Raw genomic sequence first — 20,845 nt, forward strand, 5'->3', positions numbered from 1 at the left:
CACGGTCAAAGGATTGATATGGAAGGGATATTAGAGCAACTGCAGTTTTCGGCGTCCATCACCGGCCCCATTTGCCTCATGCTGGTTTTGGGGGTGATGTTTAAACGCATGAATCTGATCAACGAAAACTTTATTGAAGTTGCATCCCGTATGGTATTTCAGGTCACTCTGCCTGCGATGTTGTTTCTCAGTATTGTGGGTTCAAAGCACGACTTTTCTTCCAGTGCCGCGCTGATCATCTTCGGTTTGGTGGCCAACTTTTCGTTTTTCCTCTTCACCACCTTTACCACCAAGCGCGCATTTCGTGACCCGCGCGACCAAGGCGTGATCATTCAAGGTGGCTTTCGAGCCAATACCGCTATTATTGGCCTCGCGTATGTCGCCAATACTTATTCAGATGCGGGTGTGGCTCTGGCTGCTATTTATGTTGCCTCGACAACGGTGCTGTATAACATTCAAGCCGTCATCGCTCTGACGCCCAAAGGTGAAACCACAGGGGTGCAAGCGAGCAAACTCATCGTTAAAACGCTGACCAAAAACCCGTTGATCATTTCAATTATGCTCGGTGTGGTGTGCTACTTTCTGGCCGTGCCTATCCCCAACATTGTCACTCAGGCCGGACATTACTTCGCCAACATGACTCTGCCACTGGCGCTATTGTGCACTGGTGGTTCACTCGATATGCGTTCACTCAAAGATGACAAAAGTTCAGCCTGGTTCTCTACCGCCTATAAACTGGTGCTCTCGCCCGTGATGATCACAGGCGCCGCACTGCTCTATGGTTTCCGTGGTATGGATTTGGGCCTGATTTTCCTGATGAGTGCGTCACCAACCGCAGCCGCAAGTTACGTCATGGCTCGGGCGATGGGTGGGAATGCAACGTTGGCCGCCAACATCATCGCGTTGACCACCGTATTTTCCCTACTCTCGTGCACGTTGGGCATCTTTATTCTCTCCAGTTTCCAGCTCATCTGACACACGATTTTGTTCTCCGCCCATACCACCCTGTACGGCGGAGAACGCAATCTAAAGAGAACTTCTCTGCTTTTGTTATGACCAAGGTCCTTGTTTGGCGTTAGCATTAACTGCGCTGTTGCAGGAAGCCCTCATTTCGCTCTACGCTTAGTCAAAGGGCAGAACGTACCCGACTGAAATTCATACTCTTTCGCAAAACAAGGAACCTTATGTTGGCACATTGGCTGAGCGCTCTTTTACTGCTACTTCCGATGATCTCTTGGGCCGAAACGGCTCAACCAGTTCCTTGGGAAATGGCTAAAAACCAGGATGGCATCACTATCCAAACTCGCAAGCATCGTGACGGTTTAGTCGAGATTCGCGCGCAGATGTTTGTAAACACCACGTACGCAGCCTTTATGACACTCCTGGAAGACAGCAGCAATGTTCCGAACTGGATTGATAATGTGGACTCCAGCCGAGTCCTCAAACAGATATCGGACAACGAAAATATCGTCTACACACGCTTTGCGGCCCCTTGGCCAGCCAGAGACAGAGATATGGTGACTTATTCGCAGTTCAAGCAGTTTGCAGGCGCGTTGGTACTGACCATTAAGGATGCGTCAGATCAGTATCCTGAGCAGGAAGGTTTTGTGCGAATCAAGGCCGTCAAAGCCACCTGGACACTAGAAAAGCTGACCAATGGGATGACGCATATCGACTATACCGCCTTTGCCGATCCGGGCGGCATGTTACCGAATTGGCTGGCGAACAAGCTCTCTGTGTCGAGTGCTTTCAATACTTTTGAAGGATTGAGAGCGCAGTTGCCTGATTATCAGAATAAACTGCACCCTCACGTAAAGGAGTGATTAGAACAGTTTGCCGTACGGCAGATAAATCAGATTCAGTACCATCAGTATAATCATGACGCTAAAAGTCAGTTTCATTCCGGTTATGCGACCTTTAAGTTGATCGTTTAAGATCGCTTTGGCATGCAGCAAACGACCGAGAATGAAAGCAATTCCCGTCGCATGCAGCCACCATACATTCGCACCGTTGAACTCTGCAAAGCCTATCAAAATCAACGTGATCGGAATATACTCCGCCGCATTGCCCTGCGCACTGCGCGCCAAAGTCAACGCATTCACACCACCGTCCATATACTTCACCTGATGACGCCGCCGCTGCTTGATCACCTGCACCGCCAACCCTATCAATAACCCAGCCAAAATGACGGCATACAACGCTGTAACCATAAGATTTCCTTAATCTCAATTGAGGAGATAAGTGTAGATGAAAAGAGAGGAAAGAAAAAAGCGCCCTAATACCCGAACTCAAGCAAGGGCGCTTAAGCATTAGAACAAATCAATCGAGGTTTCATCCAAAAATAGATTAGGCTTAATGTCTCTCACAAATTCAGCCACTTGTTTATCCATTTCCGCTTGCTCTTGCTCAGTAACGAGAATTTCAAATACTGGTTCACCATTTTCATCCGAAACGGGTAAGCCATCTTTGATGATGCGTTTGTGTAAAATAAGGCTATTATCTTGTTTCTGTCCACCTAACGCCTCGGCAAGTCGACTGTAGTAGTAGGCTTTTTTAGGATCGGGGGACATGATGATATTACCATCACGATCTTCCTCACCTACTCGATAGGCAAGATATAGTGTTTTCGCTGCTTCCGCATAACCCAATTTTATTGCTTTATTAATCCATTTCATGGCTTCATCATAACCAATGGTATCCATTCGATAATAAAGCGTTTTCATTGCTGGAGCATAACCTTGGTTGGCAACCAACTTGAGGTACGGTAGCTTGTCTTCAGATGAATCCCAATAAGTATTGTAGTCTAGGAACTTATAGCCACCATTAGGAATGGCCTTACTGACGATTTCTTGATACCGACTTTGACGATAAAAAGGGATATATTCCCACCACTCTCTTTGATTGATTTTTAGAGCAAATGCGGCTTTACCATCGCCGTTTTCAGCAAGAGCTTTCCATCCCTGCTTGGCCTTCGTCAACCATTTCTCATCACAGGGCCAGCCAAGAAACTTACAAGGGTTGTTAGCATACAGATTCACATCCCCCAAAACCCCCATCGCCCAGGGGTCACCCATCTCTGCCGCTTTTAAAAATGTTTGTCCAGCCTCAAAGTGCTGGCGGTTTTTGTACTGGGTCACCCCTAACCAAAATGTCGCATAAGCACTGCCAGCATCCGATTGCTGCTGAAAGATATGCTGCGCTTGCTGATACTCTTTTTGATTAAACAAGATAATTCCCTGCTCAACAGACTCCATCGCCCAAGCAGCGCTGTGTAATAAAACTAGCCAGATAAAGATAATTTTTTTCATGTTTACTTCTCGGGTAACCAGTTAACAAGTCGATAGCCCTTGGTTCTTAGGTATTCAAGCTGCATCGAGTCACTGGCACGTAGCACTGTGTACTCAGTGTTTAAACGGGCACGGCGCTCAGAACTCAGGGTGTTTTTTTCTAAAATTTTATTTTGCTCTGTTAGTCGTAATAAATAGGCTTTAAACAAATCGTAGTCCTCTCCTAACACTCTCATATATTCGGTTTCATCTCTATCTTTTGGATTTTCATACGGTTGAGAAAAAGCTTTGCTAAAGAAATCGCGTAAAATCAATATATTTTTTGCGTAACGTGACCACTGCTCTGTTTTATCTAATTGAGTAGGATCTACTAACCCCATGCGCTGCAGCGCATTTTCAAAACGGCGCATACCACTTTGATTGGCCTTTTCACCCCCTAACCAAAGTAATATTTGGTTGATCGCCTTACGCTGTTTTTCATTGCGGGTGGCCGCTTTATTTCGCTCAGCTTCTGTATCACCAAATAGTGTGAAGGAAGGAATATCATTGTAATGGATCAGTACCGACAATAGCTTGGCTAACGTTTCTGCGGGCATATTGGCGATCCACTGTTGGTTTTCTCGCTGATGCTCCTTCGAGAGTAAAAAGTTCGCCACAAAATAAGCGTTATCTTTATCACTGGCTTGCTTTTCCATATTGGTGATGATGTTAAAGGGTAACATCATCACCTGCCCAACCGTAAGGCCAAAAGCCGCCGCTACAGTCAATATTGTGTTAAACGCGGCAAAGGTATTCACCTCACCCGATTCATCGAAAAATTCAAAACGTTGGAAGCCTGAATTTTGCATCACCGCAAGTAAAGCGGCGAAAAAATCGTTCGCAGCCGCTGGGTTAAGTTCAGTGGCAAACTTACCGCCAATCCCCAGCCCGGTACTTGCCCCCAGCGCCGTGATAAAAATAAAGCGGCCATTTTGGAAGGTGCATTGCAGCACACCCTCATAGCCAATACCTAGGCTCATTTTAAAATATTGACTGACTTTGAACAGGTTTTGCGGTGGCGATTTTTGATCTTTTGTCCAATCGTATTTGCAGCTCAACATACCGCCGGCTTCGAGCCCAGCAAAGGCGGAGGCTTCCGCTTTAATACCAGCGCCAATGGCATTGTCATTATTACCGCGCGTACCCAGTGATGCAGTCGCGTAAGAGCTGTAGTCCGCTCTACTCGGTACCGTGCCCTTAATGCCTAGTGGCTTTACTTGACGTTTTCCAAACCCCTCGCGAGTTTCTTCAATATTGCCAATATGCAGTTGAGTCCCCAACTTAAGGCTTGCTCCTAATACACCATAAGCTTTGCCTTCAATCATCAATACTGCTGTGCCTATGTTTTGGGTTTGCTGTTCGCTACTCTCTCTGACACGATACGGAATATCTAATGGCAAAGCTCCTGCATTCGGGAGTCGTATCGTGAAGACGCGTTCAGCACTGGCCAATGAAAAACCGGCATTCAGATCGATTTTCACCAGAGTAGAGGAGTCTGCTTTGATCAGTTCATGATCAACTTTCACCTCAGCGCTATGAACATAACGAGCAAACTGGACGCCGCCGCTGGTTTCGTAAGCAGTATTAATGCCAAACATTTCATTTTCAAAACGTTTTGTTTGCCAAGGAAACACAATGTCTTCAACGTTAGCCCAAGTTGCGGTTTGCTCAAATTTCAGGCTTTTCAATACCGATTCACTGCCCAGTGCCTTTTTGAGCCCTGCCGTGATTTTGCCTTTCTCCCGTGCAGCTGATGTGGCCAGATTTAACGAAATCACCGAGGTACATTTTTTATTTTCAGCCACATCAGAAGAAAGCACAGGGCTATCAGATAAGATATAAAGCGCAGTTGTTGGATCAGAAGAGAGGGCACATTCCACTACGGTTCGCTGATTAATGCCACTATTGGCAAAAATCTGGTTATTGAGGTTTTGAGGTTGCCAGTGTGTTTCACGAATTAACACCGTGCGAGATGAATCATCCCAAACTGGAACATCACCGATAAAGGTAATGTCTCTTTTCAGGTAATCCCAATGGGGAGCTTTGGCCTTCTGAGTGGCTAGTGTTAAAAGATTTTCACAACGTTGCTGTGCCGCTTCCGCGTAACGCAATAAACTTTTAACGTATTGAGCATACTGCGCATTCTCGCCCAACCGTTCAGCAAAATCTTGTACTCGCAGCGCGACTTCTTGCAGTAACAGCAAATTCAGCACATAAACACAGTAGTATCCCATGGAACTGGCAATCGGACTCTGTTGGTTAATCCTCCCCAGAAGGTCGTTTAAATCAGCAATACTGGCACGTTGTTCTTTGATCGCAATCCGTACTTGCTCTACTCGCTCCCATCCGTTAAATAGCTCATCTTCCGTTAAGCACTGCTCTTTGAGTACCGTTCCCGTCTGATTCAGGTGGTACACCGCAGCATAAAAATCAGGATTCTGCAGTCGGTTATCACTCTTGGTAATAGTGAAAAAGGCCCTAGGTTCCCATCTTAGCGTTTGATTCCTTAGACGATTTAAAACCTTATGCGCAGTGCCTTGCCAATACTGATAACTTTCATACGCGGTTTTTAATGAGGGTATCGCGGTGGAAATGGTTAAATCTGCACTGTCGATATCGTCACATAACCCAATTTTTTTACGTTCTTTTTTGATAGTTTCTAATGCGTTATAAATTTTAAGCTCAACGTTTGAGGAGTAATAGGCATGCTTATCAGAAAATTGGTAATGTTTACCTTGCTCTTCAAGACTTGTTTTGGCAGCAAAATCCATCGCCTCTTTTTCAAAGCGTTGAATGCTTTTTTCGAGCTGCTTTATCAGAGACTTCTGTAATTTTTTGAGTTGTGAAACTCGGTGAGTTTCGGCACCAGCAATCGCATCTTTAGTTAACGTAGCGTATTCACCATCAATGAACCAACTTGAGCCTTGAGAGCGTTGTTCAATATCACGCAACGTCTCTTCATATTGTTTTTCAATCTGTTGCTGGCGTGCAATGATGCGACTGAGCCCTATACGCTCATTTTCTGAAGGGAATTGCAGGACATTATTTTGGTAACAGTGGGATAAGGCCATGTGTTCCAACAAAGCTTCTCGATAATCCTTGGCTTTCTGTTCATCAATATGCTTTAAAAAAGCTTCATGGGCGATGCTATTGAATTGATCCATCACGCCCAGTTTGGTGAGCTGTTTAAGAACGGTTTCTTTATCGCCTTGTAAAGCAGCTTTACAACGCTTGTTATCCTCAAGCACATACTTTTTTGCCTCCTCTGTGAGCAGGATCAGCATCTGTTTTCTGGTGTTTGGATGCTCGGGGACATATAAAGCATCGACAAATTGCGGAACACTGCATTCAGAGAGGGTAAGCCGCTCATTCGATAAAATTTGCTTAGCCTCCCGCTCACCACTAGCCACATCGTAGACTTCGGGTAAAACCAAAGTATTACCGTTGTAGATCAGATCAATATCTTTGATCTGCTGGGCATTCAACCGCTGTAAAGTAGCAACATCGGTATTGTAACGTTTGGCTAATACAGAGAGCGTATCGCCGGGTTGGATAAGATGTGTGCTCATTGTAATAATTCCTCAATAAGTGCACTAGGAAGTGAAAGTTGTTTTTGTCCCAGATCGCGATGTGTATTTCTGACAATCGAAGAAACATATTCATCACTTAAAGAGGGGGAGAAACATGCGCTTTCAGTTAATCCTAAAGTCGCATTGATAACATCTTCATCTCCATATTTAGCGACAACAGATAATGTATAGGGGGAATAAAAGCGGTAGAGGAATAGACGCCCATCCTCACTTCTTGCTGTAATATTTTTTTGTAATGACTTGACCACATCTTCAATGTTTTTATCATTCTGATAAACAAAGATAATTGCACTAGTTGCCCAATTTAGGTCATTTTCCCAACGCTGCCACAATTCATCCAGAGGGTTTACTTTGATCCATATAGGGCTATTCGAAATTTGCGGCTGCCAATCAGTTCCTAAATACAATGGTTCCCACTCTTTTTCTTCCTGAGCACATATTTTTTTAGCGTCAGTCACGCGAAGTGTATCGACGACAAGCAGATAGTTCTTTTCTTCGCTATTCATTGAGTACACTCGCAATTCGCCTTTGGACAACTTCCATCTGCTCTTTTTTGACAAAGCTCTATTACAGGTAAGTCCAATGTAGCGACAGCAGGTAGTAGACTCGACATCGTCGCTGACATTGGAGCACATAGCATTTCCTCTGGCACTGCTTGAGCTTCAACGCCTCCAGGCAGTTCAGCCACTTGCCCACCATAACCCGAGCCGGATCCGGCGCTGCCGCCGGAGTTGAGGTTAATGGCGGAACCGACCACATGCACGCCGCCAGCATCGACTTTAATAAAATTGCCTGCGGCTTTGATGGTGAGTTCACTGCCCGCGTCGAGGACCAACTTGTTGCCTGCTTTAAGATGCACTTCGTTACCGGAGTCGAAAATGGTCTTATCGGCCACTTTCTGATGCAGCGATCCACCGATTTCAATGCTTTGATCTAATGCGATTTTGGTACGGCTTTCGCCGCCCACCGTCAGATGCTGATTGTTTTTGATCTGAGTAAAGCGGTCGTTCTCCACCGTGAGGTGTTTGTCGTGCTTAATCACGCTGGTGTGGTCGTTTTCAATCAGGCCATCAAAGTCTTTCTGCGCGTGCAGGTAAATTTGCTCACTGCCCGCTTGGTCTTCAAAACTGAGTTCGTTATAACCCTGCCCCTGATGGGTTTCGGTGCGCAGCACGGTTTTGGTTTTGTTGTCCGGCAGCGCATACGGCGCAGTGTTGGTGGCGTGATAGGTACGGCCGGTGACAATCGGTTGGTCGGGGTCACCATTGAGAAACGACACAATCACTTCATGGCCGATGCGCGGAATGGCAATCATGCCGTATTGGCTGCCCGCCCAACCTTGCGAGACGCGCACCCAGCAGGAGCTGTGCTCATCACCGTTGGAGTAGCGATCCCACGGAAAATGCAGTTTTACACGGCCGTGTTCATCGCAGAAGATCTCTTCGCCTTCTGGGCCAACGACTGTGGCAATCATCGGGCCATCAACCTGAGGTTTGGCTTGCGGCGTGGCGCGCCAGGTGCGATGCGCCGGGATCAATGTGAATTGGTTCGCGTAGGTGGTCGCGCCATGACCGCCAGCTTCTTCCAGCGCCTGAGGCTGCGTGCCTTGGCTGGTGACACTCACCACCAACCAGTCTCGGTTTAAGGTGTCATCAAGGTGCTCTTGCAAGTCAAATTTCACCCCCGGACGCAGCAACGGTTGGTTGCTTTTCCCGGTCGCGGTGTGCGCGTTGCGGCGCAAATAATCAAGGCGGATCTGGCTGAACGCTTTGCCGCTGACATCGTCTTTATAGCGCCCCGGCGCATCGAAATGTTCGTAATCTGGCTGCTGGTACTCCATTTCTGTCCCGACCACTTGCTGGGCAAACGAGTACGCCGGTTTTTTGAAGCTGTAATCCTGCAGCGCGGTCTGGCTCACCTCCGATTGGGTGTGCACGCTCAGCGCCGAGATATACGGTGATTCAATCATGCCGCCTGCCAGCGTGTTGTACGGAATTGGCTCACCGAGTTTCGGCAGGCTCTCTGAGGCGTCGCTGAATATCAGCGTATGTTTACCTTCTTCATGAATGAAGCTGTACACCAACCCTTCTTCGGCAGCTAAACGATGGAGAAAATCCAAGTCGGTTTCACGGTACTGAACGCAGAATTCACGCTGCGCACAATCGCGGGTCAGCGCAAAGGCGTAGTCGTTGATGCCCATTTCCTGCAACAGAATGGAGAGGATTTCCGGCACGGTGTTGAGTTGGAAGATGCGGCTGTTGTGGCGTAGAGACAAACGCTCTAAAGCAGGCACCAACGTGAGTGAATAGAAGGTGTGGTGATGGCCGGTATCGCCCCGAGTAAAGCGGCGCACGATGCCGTTCACGCACTGAACCAGCATATCGTCGCGATAGAACGTCAGCTCCGCGACTTTATCCACCACCATCTCCGGCGTTAAATTGGCAAGCCGACTGGCCAGTTCCAGTTGATAACGAAAACCGTGGCATAGCTGCCCATTTATACGTTCGCTGGAAAGCGTTTCTTGCCCGTCGAACCCACGCACCACCAGCGTGTCGTCCTCCAGACCTTCCACATGAAACTGATACTTTAACGTCGCCATCCTGCCATTCCTTCATACTCAGTAAAAATGGTGAAACCTTAAGCGCAAAACACCCGAAACCAAGCGGATGCCAGGGTGCGGGTTGGATGCTTTGTGCTTAAGGTTCACAAGGTTGCCCGCCTTGAGACGGGCAACACAGCTCGAGCGTAAATTACGCTTCGATTGGTTTACGCCAATCGTCTGAGCCTGAAGTACCCGCGTTCACGTGATCCCACGTGATTTTGCGGTAAGACATCGAAACGGTCAGGTTCTGAGTGAAATCAGATTTTGCTGGATCTTGGCAGTGTGGCATTTCACATTGGATATCCACGATAGACGCGTTTTCCAGCTTGGTGGTGAAGAAGTTTTCTTGTTTGCCTTCGATAGACGTGCGGTACCATTTCAGTTCAACCGTCGTCATCTTCTCGCCTGATGCCAGTGCGTTGTACAGCAGAGGAACAGCTTTGTTCAGAGACACGGTGAATTTGAATGGTTTGTGCACACGCTGACCTGAAGGCTGGCCCGATTGTGGGTCAGTCGGAACAGTAACGATGTGGTCGAACTGCTGAACCAGCATCTCGTCTTCGTGACCTTCAACGAATGAATCGCCGATAGAATCCGCAGTACAAGCGCCTGCAGTGATTAGACCCTGAGTTTGACCTTCGATAGAGATATAACATGGAGTTGGCATTGCTCATTCCTTTCTAACTGGTTGTTTATCAGGCAACGGGTTAAGACAACCTTTGCCATTCGATAAAACGTTCGTGATGTAAGTGCGCTCAGCGCGAATTCAGTGAGTAAGGGAGCAAAGTCGATGCCACTTTGGCATTCTTTTAAAATCAATTAGTTATATTTAAAACCTTGCCATTAGAGCAACAAACTGCCTTTGAACAAGCAAGATCTTGCTTGTCGGGCAAGGATCCTGCGATACAAAAAAGCCCGATTTACATTGTAAAATCGGGCTCGAACAGGCTAATGAGTCATTCAGTCGATAAACTTATACATTAACGTAGCCAAAGGTGGCACGCGTAGTCTCAGTGACTAAGGTAAACCCTCACTAGGTACTTTTTCCGTAGCCACCAGCGTATTGACCTCAAAGCCGCTGCCATCGTACTGAGGCGCATCGCTGTTGAGCAGCAGTTGATAACTACCTGTCTTGGGTACACCTAAGCGGAAAGATTCATGTGGCACAGGGGTGAAGTTTGTTACCACCAGAATGCGCTCGCCATTTTCACTAAAGCGTTCATGGGCAATCACGCTGGCATCAGCGGAATCTTGCAGGCGCCATTCAAAACCTTTCGGATCGCAATCCAGTTCATGCAATGCCGCTTCATTACGGTACAGATGGTTCAAATCACGCACCAGACTTTGCACACCGTTATGACGGGCAAATTCCAGCAGGAACCATTGCAATTGATCATCGTGATTCCACTCCGCCGTCTGACCGATCTCCGCTCCCATAAAGTTAAGCTTCTTGCCTGGCTGACCATACATGTAACCCAAATAAGCGCGCATGTTGGCAGTTTGCTGCCATTCATCGCCCGGCATTTTATAGATCAGAGAGCGCTTGCCATACACCACTTCGTCGTGAGATAGCGACAAGACGTAGTTTTCGCTAAAGGCATAAATCAGCGGGAAGGTCAGCGTATTGTGGTGATACTTGCGGTGCACCGGATCTTCCTGAATGTACGACAAGCTGTCATGCATCCAACCCATGTTCCATTTAAAGCCAAAGCCCAAACCGCCCATAAAGGTTGGTGCAGAGACCCCCGGAAACGCCGTGGATTCTTCGGCAATGGTCATCGCATTCGGGAAGTATTTGTAGACTTCCTCGTTCATCCACTTCAGCGTTGCGATCGCATCATAGTTCTCACGGCCACCGTCGATGTTAGGAATCCACTGATCGTGACTGCGCGAGTAATCGAGGTACAGCATCGACGCCACCGCATCAACACGAATGCCATCAATGTGGAACATTTCAAACCAGTACAGCGCGTTAGAAACCAGAAAACGGCGTACGTGCTCGCGCCCTAAATCATAGATGTACGAGTTCCAATCCTGATGCCAGCCCCGGCGTGGATCCGGGTCGTGATAGAGTGGTGTGCCATCGAAGTTGGCCAAACCATGGTCATCCGATGGGAAATGAGCCGGAACCCAGTCAAGTACCACGCCCAGTCCGGCTTGGTGACAGGCGTCGACAAAGTATTTGAAATCATCGGGTGTACCATAGCGACTGGTTGGCGCGAATAAACCAACAGGCTGATAGCCCCAAGAGCCGTAAAACGGATGCTCAGACACCGGCATCAGTTCAACATGGGTGTACCCCATATCGACCAGATACGGCACCAGTTGATCGGCCAATTCACGATAATTGAGGAAGCGGCCATCTTCGCCGCGTTTCCATGAACCAGCGTGCAGCTCATAAAACGATAACGCTTCTTTGCGTTTTTCCGTCACCGGACGGGTTTGCCAAGACGCATCCTGCCACTCATAGCTTTCGTGGTCATACACTACCGAAGCAAAGGATGGATACTGCTCAGCGTAACTACCCCACGGATCGGCTTTATGCGGTAAACCTTCACCATGTGGACCTTTCAATTCATATTTATACTGCACACCCGCTTCGAGGCCCGGAACAAACAAGCCCCAAATGCCGTAATCAAGACGCTGCATCGGATGGCGGCGACCATCCCATTGGTTAAATGAGCCGATCAAGCTGCAAGAGGAAGCGTGCGGCGCATACACCAGAAAACGTACCCCAGAGATCTGCTTTCCATCACGTTCAAGCGTGACAAAATGCGATCCCAGAAAACGATACATCTGCTTTGGCGTGTGCAGGTCGTCGTACTCGGCGTAAATGGAATGATACTGATACGGGTCGTCAATCAACTGCTCGACACCAGCCCAGTTGACAGCCAATTGATAATGGGTAAAACGCAGATCACATGATGATTTGAGAACAAAACCGGATTCATCTTCACGCTCCAGCGCAATACGGGGTTCCCCTTCAATCACCAGCTCAACGCTGTCTGCGCCCGGCAGCCACACTCGCAGCGCGCACTGTTCATCGGCAATGTAGGGGCCTAAAAAGGCAAAAGGATCAGCAAACGCGGCGTGGGAAAGTTGTTGATAGGCCAGTTGCTGTTTGGATGGCTTCTTTTTTGTCGTTTTCAATATACCTACTCCTAACCTTGACTCACTCAAAAGAAAAAAATGCCCGCTAAAAGTGCGGGCTTGCTAGCGTTAAACCATCTTATCGAACTCAAGTATGACGTGGAGTGACCAAACCTAAACTTCTCGTTGTAATTTATGAGAAAAGGCTAAATCACTCCAATGGGTTTATTTGCTTGCCTTGGCGCGAACTTCGCTCAGTTTCGACGCAATGCGGTTCACGTCTTCACGGGCGAAAATTTCGTCCAGATTCATGGAAAGCTTACGGCGCCAGTTAGGGTATTCATTAACTGTGCCAGGAATGTTGACTGGCTTATCCATTTCCAACCAGTCTTCAAGCTGGACACTCAACAACGCCGAAGAACCGGCAGCGACGTGCAACTGCAACGCTTCGCTCAGGTAGGAATCCATCGGGACCAGGCTGGCATCACGGCCTACGCCTTCAGGCAGGTAACCATGCCACGCCACTGAATCCAGAATGCCTTGCTTGCACTTGAGGCGATCATCAAACAGCGCCGCCAGTTGGGTTGCATCTGGGTACAGGCCAATTTCACCGCCAAGTTTCAGGTCGTCGCAGTGCCAGAAACCACGCAGCGTTGGCATGTCGTGTGTACACAGCGCTGCCATTGACTGCTCGGCATAATGCTCCGGAGAAATAAAGCCGCCGTCGTCTTTGGAAGTTTCGAAGAAGAACACTTTGTATGAGTGCACGCCAGCATCACGCAGCAATTCAACGATTTCATCCGGCACGGTGCCCAAATCTTCGCCGATCACGCTGCACTGATGGCGATGCGATTCCAGCGCCAGAATCGCCAGCATATCTTTCACCGGGTAGTAGATGTACGCGCCTTTGGTCGCGTTTTCACCTTTCGGAATCCACCACAGACGCAGCAGCCCCAGCACGTGGTCGATACGCAGCGCACCACAATGCTTCATGTTTGCACGCAGCAGTTTGATGTAAGCATCGTAAGCGGTGGCTTGCAGTACTTGCGGGTTCAGAGGTGGTAAACCCCAGTTCTGGCCCAGAGGACCAAGGATATCCGGCGGCGCACCAATGCTCGCGTCCATGATCAGGTTGCCATCATCTGCCCAGGTTTCAGAACCTGCGTCCGATACGCCCACCGCTAAATCGCGGTACAGACCGACGGACATGCCCTTCTCTTCTGCCAAAGCCTGAGCTTCATTGATCTGGGTGTCAGCAATCCACTGCAGGTACATGTAGAGGTGGACGCTGTCCTGATTCTCTTCAATGTATTTCTGCACTGCCGGGCTATCGAAGCGACGGTAGCTTTCCGGGAACACTGGCCAGCCCCATACTTGGCTGTCTTTGGCGTGCAGGTCAGCATGCAGCGCATCAAACGTTGCCTGATGCAACAGGCTATCGCCACCCTCTTCGACAAAGTTGAGGAAGGCATTGGCGCGATCGGTGTTTTTTTCCAGATGGCGTTTTTTGAATTCAGCAAACAGCAGCGGCAGCACACTCATCTTCATTTCAGCGACTTCGGTGTAGTTCACCCAATGCGTGTCACGCACTTTTTGGAGGCGCTGTTGGAAATCCGGGCTGCCGACACGTTGCTGCGCTTCGCCGCTCAGTGCAAATTCCGGCACAGAGCTGACATCGATGTAAAGAATGTTCAACCAGCGACGCGAAGACGGGCTGTATGGGCTAGCGCCTTCCGGGTTGGCCGGGAACAGAGAGTGAATCGGGTTCAGACCAACAAAATCACCACCGCGTGACGCGATGTCAGCAACCAGTTGTTTCAGGTCACCAAAGTCACCGATACCCCAGTTATGCTGGGTACGCAGGGTGTAAAGCTGCACGCTCGGGCCCCACAGTTTCTTGCCGTGTTCCAGCGCAGATTGCTTAAAACAAGCTGGTGGCGTAATGATCAGCGTCATTTCATACGGCGCTTTGCGGCGTTTGCGGGTGATGTGCAGCGTATGGTAGCCCCATGCCAGATCACTTGGCAGGGCAAACACTAGAGGGCCACCCTCGGCACGCTCGTCTCGAACGATTTGAGACTGAAGATAGCCTTCAAGTACCTCTCCTTGCTCGGTTTCAAGACGCCAGTTAAATTCGCTTTCACGGGCACTCACGCCCAGATAGAGCGGAACTTCCACCGCTTCACCTTCGCGGATCACCAGAACCGGATCCAACACATCTTTCTTGTGTTTTTTCTCTGCCGACTTCAATAAGGTTTCGTCATTGGTGGTGTCGTAGCCCAAAGACGCCAAAAGACGACGGATAGTGTCGTCTTCAACACGCGCTTCGTCGCCCCATGCGCTCACATAGTGATCGACAATTTTTGCCATCTCTGCGACTTGTTTTAATGCGTTTTGTTCTTTCATCGCTCTCTCCGAAGGGACTGCTTTCCCCTTCAAAACGTGTAGGGTGTGTTGTAATAAATATGGTTGTGACACAGCCAAGGCAGTTGCCTTGGCTGTTATTTGGTTTAGCGTTTGACCGCTTCCAGTTTCCAGATGTTGTTGACGTAATCCCGAATACTGCGGTCTGAGCTGAATTTGCCCACCAGCGCAGTATTGAGAATGGCTTTCTTCGCCCACCCCGCCTGGTCGCGGTATTGCTGATCGATGGCTTCGTGCGCCGCCACATAAGAGGCGAAATCTGCCAGCACCAGATACGGGTCGCCGCCATCGAGCAAGCTGTCGTACGTTGCACGCAGTTTGCCCGGCGCGCCCGGCGTGAACTCGTCGCCCACCAGCAGATCCAACGATGCTTTCAGCAGCGGATCCGCGTGGTAGAAGTCGTACGGGTTATAGCCGTTGGCTTTGAGTGATTCCACGCCATCCACTTCCAGACCGAAGATGTAGATGTTGTCATCGCCCACTTCTTCACGAATTTCTACGTTCGCGCCATCCATGGTACCGATGGTCAATGCACCGTTCAGCGCCATCTTCATGTTGCCGGTACCCGATGCTTCTTTACCTGCGGTAGAGATTTGCTCAGACACATCCGCTGCCGGAATGATGATTTCAGCCATGCTGACGCGGTAATCCGGCACAAACACAACTTTCAACTTGTTGTTGATGCGCGGATCGTTATTCACTTTCTCGGCAATCTTGTTGATGGCGTAGATGATCTCTTTCGCCAGGTGGTAACCCGGTGCTGCTTTCGCTGCGAAGAACACTACGCGAGGATGCATGTCAAAGCTTGGATCGTTCAGCAGACGGTGGTAAAGAGACAGAATGTGCAGCATGTTCAGGTGCTGACGCTTGTACTCGTGCAGACGTTTGATCTGCACGTCAAAGATCGCATTGGTATCAAGCTCGATACCCATGTTCTCTTTCACCCAGTGCGCCAGACGCTCTTTATTCTCTTTCTTCACGGCCATGAACTGTTTCTGGAACGCTTTATCATCAGCAAACTGAGAAATCGCTTCTAGCTGATCCAGATCCGCAGGCCACTGATCACCAATTTTCTCCGTGATCAGCGCAGACAAACCCGGGTTACAGAACTTCAGCCAGCGACGTGGCGTAATACCGTTGGTCACGTTTTGCAGACGGCCTGGGTAAAGCTCGTTGAATTCAGGGAACAGGTCGCGCTTCACCAGTTCAGAGTGCAACGCCGCTACGCCGTTCACCGCGTAAGAGCCGATCACACACAGGTTCGCCATGCGTACCATGCGGTGAAAGCCTTCTTCTATGATCGACAGCTTTTGCTGTTTCGCCACATCACCCGGCCATTTCGCGCGCACTTCCTGCAGGAAGCGGTGGTTGATTTCGTAAATGATTTCCATATGACGAGGCAGCAGGCGCTGGATCAGAGACTCGCTCCAGGTTTCCAATGCTTCTGGCAGCAACGTGTGGTTGGTGTAAGCGAAGGTTTTTGAACAAATCGCCCACGCCGCTTCCCACGACAGGTCGCGCTCATCAATCAGGATGCGCATCAGCTCAGGGATCGCGATGGTTGGGTGCGTGTCGTTGAGCTGAATGGTTTCTTGTTTTGACAGATCAGCCAACGCAAAACCAGCCGCTTCATGGCGACGCAGAATGTCGCGAATCGACGCAGCACTGTGGAAGTACTGCTGCATCAGACGCAGTGTTTTGCCTTTCTCGTGGTTGTCGTTCGGGTACAGCACCTTAGTGATGTTGCCCGCGTCAATCAGTGAGTGCTGCGCTTCAAAGTAGTTGCCGTTGTTGAAGCTTTCCAGTGAGAACGGTGCGATCGCGCGGCATTCCCACAAGCGCAACGGGTAGACCGTCTCGCTCTGGTAACCGACAATCGGCAGATCCCACGGCATCGCCTGAACCAGCATACCCGGTACCCAGCGGCGCTTCTCTTTGCCGTTGTCCTGATACACTTCCACATGACCGTAGAAACCGATTTCCTGTTTCAGTTCAGGGCGTGCCACTTCCCAAGGGTAACCTTCAACACCGCACCAGGCATCGGGTGCTTCTTTCTGATGGCCTTGTTCAAAAGATTGTTTAAACAGGCCGTACTCATAGTGCAGACCATAACCCACTGTCGGGTATTCCTGCGCAGCACAAGAGTCCATAAAACACGCCGCCAGTCGGCCCAGACCGCCGTTACCCAGTGACGGATCGCGCTCTTCTTCGAGCAGATCGGTCAGGCTTTGGCCCAGTTCGGTCATCGCTGCTGAAATCTCTTCGTACAGCCCCATGCTGATCAGGTTGTTGCCTGTCAGGCGGCCGATCAGAAATTCCAGTGACAAGTAGTTCAGGCTTTTCGCGTTAACAATGCGCTCGTCCTGCTCGGTTTGCAGCAGATCAAACGTGGTTAATTCGGCCAGGGCACGGCCCATCGCCAAATACCAAGAGCGGCTGGATGCGTGCTCAATCGTCGTCGCGTAGGTAGCAGTCAGGTGGCGTTTTACGTTTTCTTGGAACAAAGCTTTATCAAAACTTTTTTGTTGAGTAGGTTTCATTGAGAAATCTCACTTTTCGGTTCTAATCCATCTGAGACATATCGTGCATCTGCTACGCAATCAAAACATCCTCCTGTTTCCGGCGGAATTTAGGAGGAGGAGTCAGGGCGTAGAAGGGGTAGCACCTGAGTTGGAGTGATCTATCTCCCATTGATTGGGCAAGTCGCGAAATTATGAGTGACAGGGATCACGGCAACCATCTCCATAACCCTAGTGGAGATTTATTAAACGCAGGTTTCTCCGCCTGAAATCATTTGCTCAATGTGCAGCCGCGATCACAAACTATTCGTTCTCGTTACGCAGATTTCACTAATTTTCGTAGAGGGTGATAGTCATACACCGCTAGCTACGCACCATTTTAGTGATTAACTTCACAATAATGGGGCGTAGTTGAGTGAGAAGTGTGAAACCTGCAAAAATCTCGTGGGCGATCAATAAACGTAGGGAAAGACATCAAGTAACATCTTCATCATTAAACCGTGAGCTAGCCCTCACTACTTATTACAAAGAGACAGAAACGGGAAGTACGACGATGTGGATACCCTCTAAATTAACTCGCCCCGGACGGCTGCATAACGCCATCGTCAGGCCGCGGGTATTAGAACTGTTGCAGCAGGCTCCCTGCTATAAACTCGTTCTGTTCCGCTCGCCCGCTGGCTATGGCAAAACCACCATGGCGGCGCAGTGGCTGGCGGACAAACCGAATGTCGGTTGGTACAGCATCGATGAAAGCGACAACGACACGTTCCGCTTCATGAACTACCTGCTGCAAGCGATCAACAAAGCCACATCGCAAAGCTGCCCGAACGCGCAAAAGCTGGCGGAGCGTCGCCAGTTCTCTTCTCTACATTCTCTCTTTAGTGAAGTGTTTGCCGAAATGTCGGATTTTCATCAGGAATGCTTTGTCGTGCTGGATGACTACCATCTGATTTCGGATGAAGAGATCCACGAAGCTATGCGCTTTTTCCTCAAGCACATGCCCGACAACCTGACACTGGTCGTGACCAGCCGCATGACGCCGCCGCTGGGTACCGCCAACCTGCGCGTGCGCGATCTGATGATCGAAATTGGCAACGAGCTGCTGGCCTTTGATACCGAAGAAACCACCCGCTTCTTTAACCAGCGCGTCGCCGATGGCATTGATGACATCACAGCCGTCAGCCTGCGTAATTATGTTGAAGGCTGGCCGTCAGCCCTGCAATTGATCGCTTTGCAGGCGCAGCATCAGAAACGCACTCTGGCGCAAACGGCAGAATCGGTATCGCACTTTAACCACGCGCATTTGTGGGACTATCTGGTGGAAGAGGTATTTGACCTGCTCGATCAGGAAACACGCTACTTCCTGATGCAGTGCTCCGTGCTGGATCATTTCAATGACGCCTTGGTATCTGCGCTCACCAAGCGCGATGACGCGCTGAGCATGATTGAATCGCTCAACCGCTATGGCCTGTTTATCTACCCGCTGGAAGGCGAGCAGAACTGGTATCGCTTCCACAACCTGTTTGCAGAGTTTCTTGCCCACCAGCGTATGGCGCGCATTCCGCAGCAAGAACAAGAGCTTCACCGCGCTGCAGCCCGCGCGTGGCTGGAAGCCAATACGCCGCATCAGGCACTGCGTCATGCACACCTCGCTCAGGACACAGACTTACTGGCCAGTATTCTGACTCAGCACGGCTGGAAGATGTTCAACCAGGGCGAATTGGAAGTGCTCGAAGCGGCAATCAACCTGCTCACGCCAACGCAGCTCTACAGCGAGCCGAAACTTTGCCTGCTGCAAGCCTGGCTGGCGCAGAGTCAGCACCGTTACGATGATGTCGGCGATATGCTGATCCGCGCCGACAAAGAGATGAAAGCGCTCAACGTTGAGCCAAGCAGCAAAGAACAGGGCGAATTCAACGCGCTACGTGCGCAGGTTGCCATCAACCAGAACGCACCGGAAAAAGCGCTGGAGCTGGCCGAACTGGCCCTGAGTCAGCTTGATAACACCATTTACCGTAGCCGCATCGTAGCAACCTCGGTGGTGGGCGAAGTCAATCATGTGCTGGGGCAACTGAGCCGCGCGCTGTCGATGATGCAGCAGACCGAAAAACTGGCGCGCCAGTATCAGGTTTACCATCAGGCACTGTGGGCGCTGCTACAACAAAGCGAAATTCTGATCGCACAAGGTTACGTGCAGGCCGCATTTGAGGTGCAGGACAATGCATTCAAGCTGGTCGAAGAGCAGCATCTGCACCAAGTGCCGCTGCACGAATTCCTGCTGCGTATCCGCGCGCAAATTCTGTGGTGCTGGAATCGTCTGGATGAAGCCGAAGAGTGTGCCTATAAAGGGCTGGATGTGCTCGGCAATCACTCACCAAGTCAGCACCTGCACAGTTACTCGATGCTGGCACGCATTGCGATTGGTCGTGGCGAGCTGGATAAAGCCGGCCGCTTTATCGAACAGATTCAGCATCTGATGAAACAATCCAACTACCACGTCGACTGGACCGCGAACGCCTCACTGTCGCTGATCCTCTACTGGCAGGCACGTGGCGATCTGGATGCAATGCAAACCTGGCTGGAGACCGCTTCCAGACCGGAGCGCGCCTGCAACCACTTCTCGCAATTGCAGTGGCGCAACATCGCTCGCGTGCAGATCAATCTGGAACGCTACGAAGATGCGGAGCAAACGCTCACTTTCATGCAAGAACAGGCGCAGCAGTATCAGCTCATCACCGATATGAACCGCAACCTGATTGTAGAAGCGAACCTCGCGACTTCTGGCGGTCAGGAGGAACTGGCACGCGAGAAAATCAAAGAAGCGCTGCGTCTGACCAACCAGACCGGCATGATTGGCAACTTCCTGATTGATGGCTACAAGATTGGCCACTTGCTGGAAAAACTGGTACATCGGGTTGAACTCGGCGATTTAGAACGTCATCGCGCGCAGCAACTGATGAAAGAGATTTCGACCACCCAGCGCAGCCGCTCAGTGCATTTCGACGAAGAGTTTGTCGAGAAGCTCATCAACCACCCGAATATTCCGGAGTTAGTGCGCACCAGCCCGCTGACGCAGCGCGAATGGCAGGTGCTGGGGCTGATTTACTCCGGCTTTAGTAATGAGCAGATTGCGCAGGAGCTGGATGTGGCAGGAACCACCATCAAAACCCACATTCGTAACCTGTATCAGAAGCTCAACATCGCCAACCGTAAAGAGGCGATTCGCACCGCAGAGAATCTGCTGCAATTGATGGGTTACTAATCGAAAGCCAGAAACGCAAAGAGCCAGCTATC

Annotated in this window: 12 protein-coding genes; 3 read left to right on the forward strand and 9 right to left on the reverse strand. The window is 49.9% G+C overall.

What is annotated here, in order from left to right:
* Positions 1–18: 18 nt before the first annotated feature.
* Both DYA43_RS17490 and DYA43_RS17495 read left to right on the forward strand, forming a co-directional pair.
* On the forward strand, positions 19–975 hold the full coding sequence (locus tag DYA43_RS17490) for an AEC family transporter (RefSeq protein WP_020329593.1): 957 nt from the start codon (positions 19–21) through the stop codon (positions 973–975).
* Positions 976–1,226: 251 nt separating this feature from the next.
* Positions 1,227–1,823 carry an START domain-containing protein gene (locus DYA43_RS17495; protein WP_222761821.1) on the forward strand — a complete coding sequence of 199 codons (597 nt, stop codon included), beginning with the start codon at positions 1,227–1,229 and terminating at the stop codon, positions 1,821–1,823.
* On the opposite strand, the gene DYA43_RS17500 is transcribed toward DYA43_RS17495, so the two are convergent.
* The 9 genes from DYA43_RS17500 to DYA43_RS17540 form a co-directional block, all read right to left on the reverse strand.
* Positions 1,824–2,210: an MAPEG family protein gene (locus tag DYA43_RS17500; protein WP_020329591.1), complete on the reverse strand. Its 387-nt coding sequence runs from the start codon at positions 2,208–2,210 to the stop codon at positions 1,824–1,826.
* 99 nt (positions 2,211–2,309) lie between these two features.
* The gene (locus DYA43_RS17505) at positions 2,310–3,308 is read right to left on the reverse strand and encodes an SEL1-like repeat protein (protein WP_061056028.1); all 999 of its coding nucleotides are present in this window, start codon (positions 3,306–3,308) and stop codon (positions 2,310–2,312) included.
* Positions 3,309–3,310: 2 nt separating this feature from the next.
* A complete protein-coding gene (locus tag DYA43_RS17510) occupies positions 3,311–6,895 on the reverse strand; it encodes a LysM peptidoglycan-binding domain-containing protein (protein ID WP_061056029.1) in 3,585 nt (1,194 codons plus the stop codon).
* Entirely contained in the window at positions 6,892–7,422 is a 531-nt protein-coding gene (locus DYA43_RS17515) for a DUF4123 domain-containing protein (protein ID WP_061056030.1), read from the reverse strand. Before DYA43_RS17515 ends, DYA43_RS17510 begins: the two co-directional genes overlap by 4 nt.
* Positions 7,419–9,515: a type VI secretion system Vgr family protein gene (locus DYA43_RS17520; RefSeq protein ID WP_061056031.1), complete on the reverse strand. Its 2,097-nt coding sequence runs from the start codon at positions 9,513–9,515 to the stop codon at positions 7,419–7,421. The genes DYA43_RS17515 and DYA43_RS17520 overlap by 4 nt, the downstream gene beginning before the upstream one ends.
* A gap of 151 nt (positions 9,516–9,666) precedes the next feature.
* Entirely contained in the window at positions 9,667–10,185 is a 519-nt protein-coding gene (gene hcp-2 / locus DYA43_RS17525) for a type VI secretion system effector Hcp-2 (protein ID WP_020331126.1), read from the reverse strand.
* Between the two features lie 350 nt (positions 10,186–10,535).
* Positions 10,536–12,668, reverse strand: a complete 2,133-nt coding sequence (gene glgB, locus DYA43_RS17530) for a 1,4-alpha-glucan branching protein GlgB (RefSeq protein ID WP_061056032.1) — start codon at positions 12,666–12,668, stop codon at positions 10,536–10,538.
* 165 nt (positions 12,669–12,833) lie between these two features.
* Entirely contained in the window at positions 12,834–15,014 is a 2,181-nt protein-coding gene (gene malQ, locus DYA43_RS17535) for a 4-alpha-glucanotransferase (protein ID WP_061056033.1), read from the reverse strand.
* A 104-nt stretch (positions 15,015–15,118) separates the two neighbouring features.
* Positions 15,119–17,572, reverse strand: a complete 2,454-nt coding sequence (locus tag DYA43_RS17540; RefSeq protein ID WP_032080706.1) for a glycogen/starch/alpha-glucan phosphorylase — start codon at positions 17,570–17,572, stop codon at positions 15,119–15,121.
* A gap of 532 nt (positions 17,573–18,104) precedes the next feature.
* Here DYA43_RS17540 and malT point away from each other — a divergent pair.
* Positions 18,105–20,813, forward strand: a complete 2,709-nt coding sequence (malT, locus tag DYA43_RS17545; RefSeq protein ID WP_024373923.1) for an HTH-type transcriptional regulator MalT — start codon at positions 18,105–18,107, stop codon at positions 20,811–20,813.
* The last annotated feature ends 32 nt before the right edge of the window (positions 20,814–20,845 follow it).

The sequence above is a fragment of the Vibrio fluvialis genome (assembly GCF_900460245.1).
Taxonomy (GTDB): domain Bacteria; phylum Pseudomonadota; class Gammaproteobacteria; order Enterobacterales; family Vibrionaceae; genus Vibrio; species Vibrio fluvialis.

Bases quoted from the DNA above. Each gene is read 5' to 3' on its own strand.
- DYA43_RS17490 (WP_020329593.1), top strand. From the start codon at position 19: ATGGAAGGGATATTAGAGCAACTGCAGTTTTCGGCGTCCATCACCGGC.
- DYA43_RS17540 (WP_032080706.1), bottom strand. From the start codon at position 17,572: ATGAAACCTACTCAACAAAAAAGTTTTGATAAAGCTTTGTTCCAAGAA.
- DYA43_RS17520 (WP_061056031.1), bottom strand. From the start codon at position 9,515: ATGGCGACGTTAAAGTATCAGTTTCATGTGGAAGGTCTGGAGGACGAC.
- DYA43_RS17505 (WP_061056028.1), bottom strand. From the start codon at position 3,308: ATGAAAAAAATTATCTTTATCTGGCTAGTTTTATTACACAGCGCTGCT.
- malQ (WP_061056033.1), bottom strand. From the start codon at position 15,014: ATGAAAGAACAAAACGCATTAAAACAAGTCGCAGAGATGGCAAAAATT.
- malT (WP_024373923.1), top strand. From the start codon at position 18,105: ATGTGGATACCCTCTAAATTAACTCGCCCCGGACGGCTGCATAACGCC.
- DYA43_RS17515 (WP_061056030.1), bottom strand. From the start codon at position 7,422: ATGAATAGCGAAGAAAAGAACTATCTGCTTGTCGTCGATACACTTCGC.
- DYA43_RS17495 (WP_222761821.1), top strand. From the start codon at position 1,227: ATGATCTCTTGGGCCGAAACGGCTCAACCAGTTCCTTGGGAAATGGCT.
- DYA43_RS17500 (WP_020329591.1), bottom strand. From the start codon at position 2,210: ATGGTTACAGCGTTGTATGCCGTCATTTTGGCTGGGTTATTGATAGGG.
- DYA43_RS17510 (WP_061056029.1), bottom strand. From the start codon at position 6,895: ATGAGCACACATCTTATCCAACCCGGCGATACGCTCTCTGTATTAGCC.
- hcp-2 (WP_020331126.1), bottom strand. From the start codon at position 10,185: ATGCCAACTCCATGTTATATCTCTATCGAAGGTCAAACTCAGGGTCTA.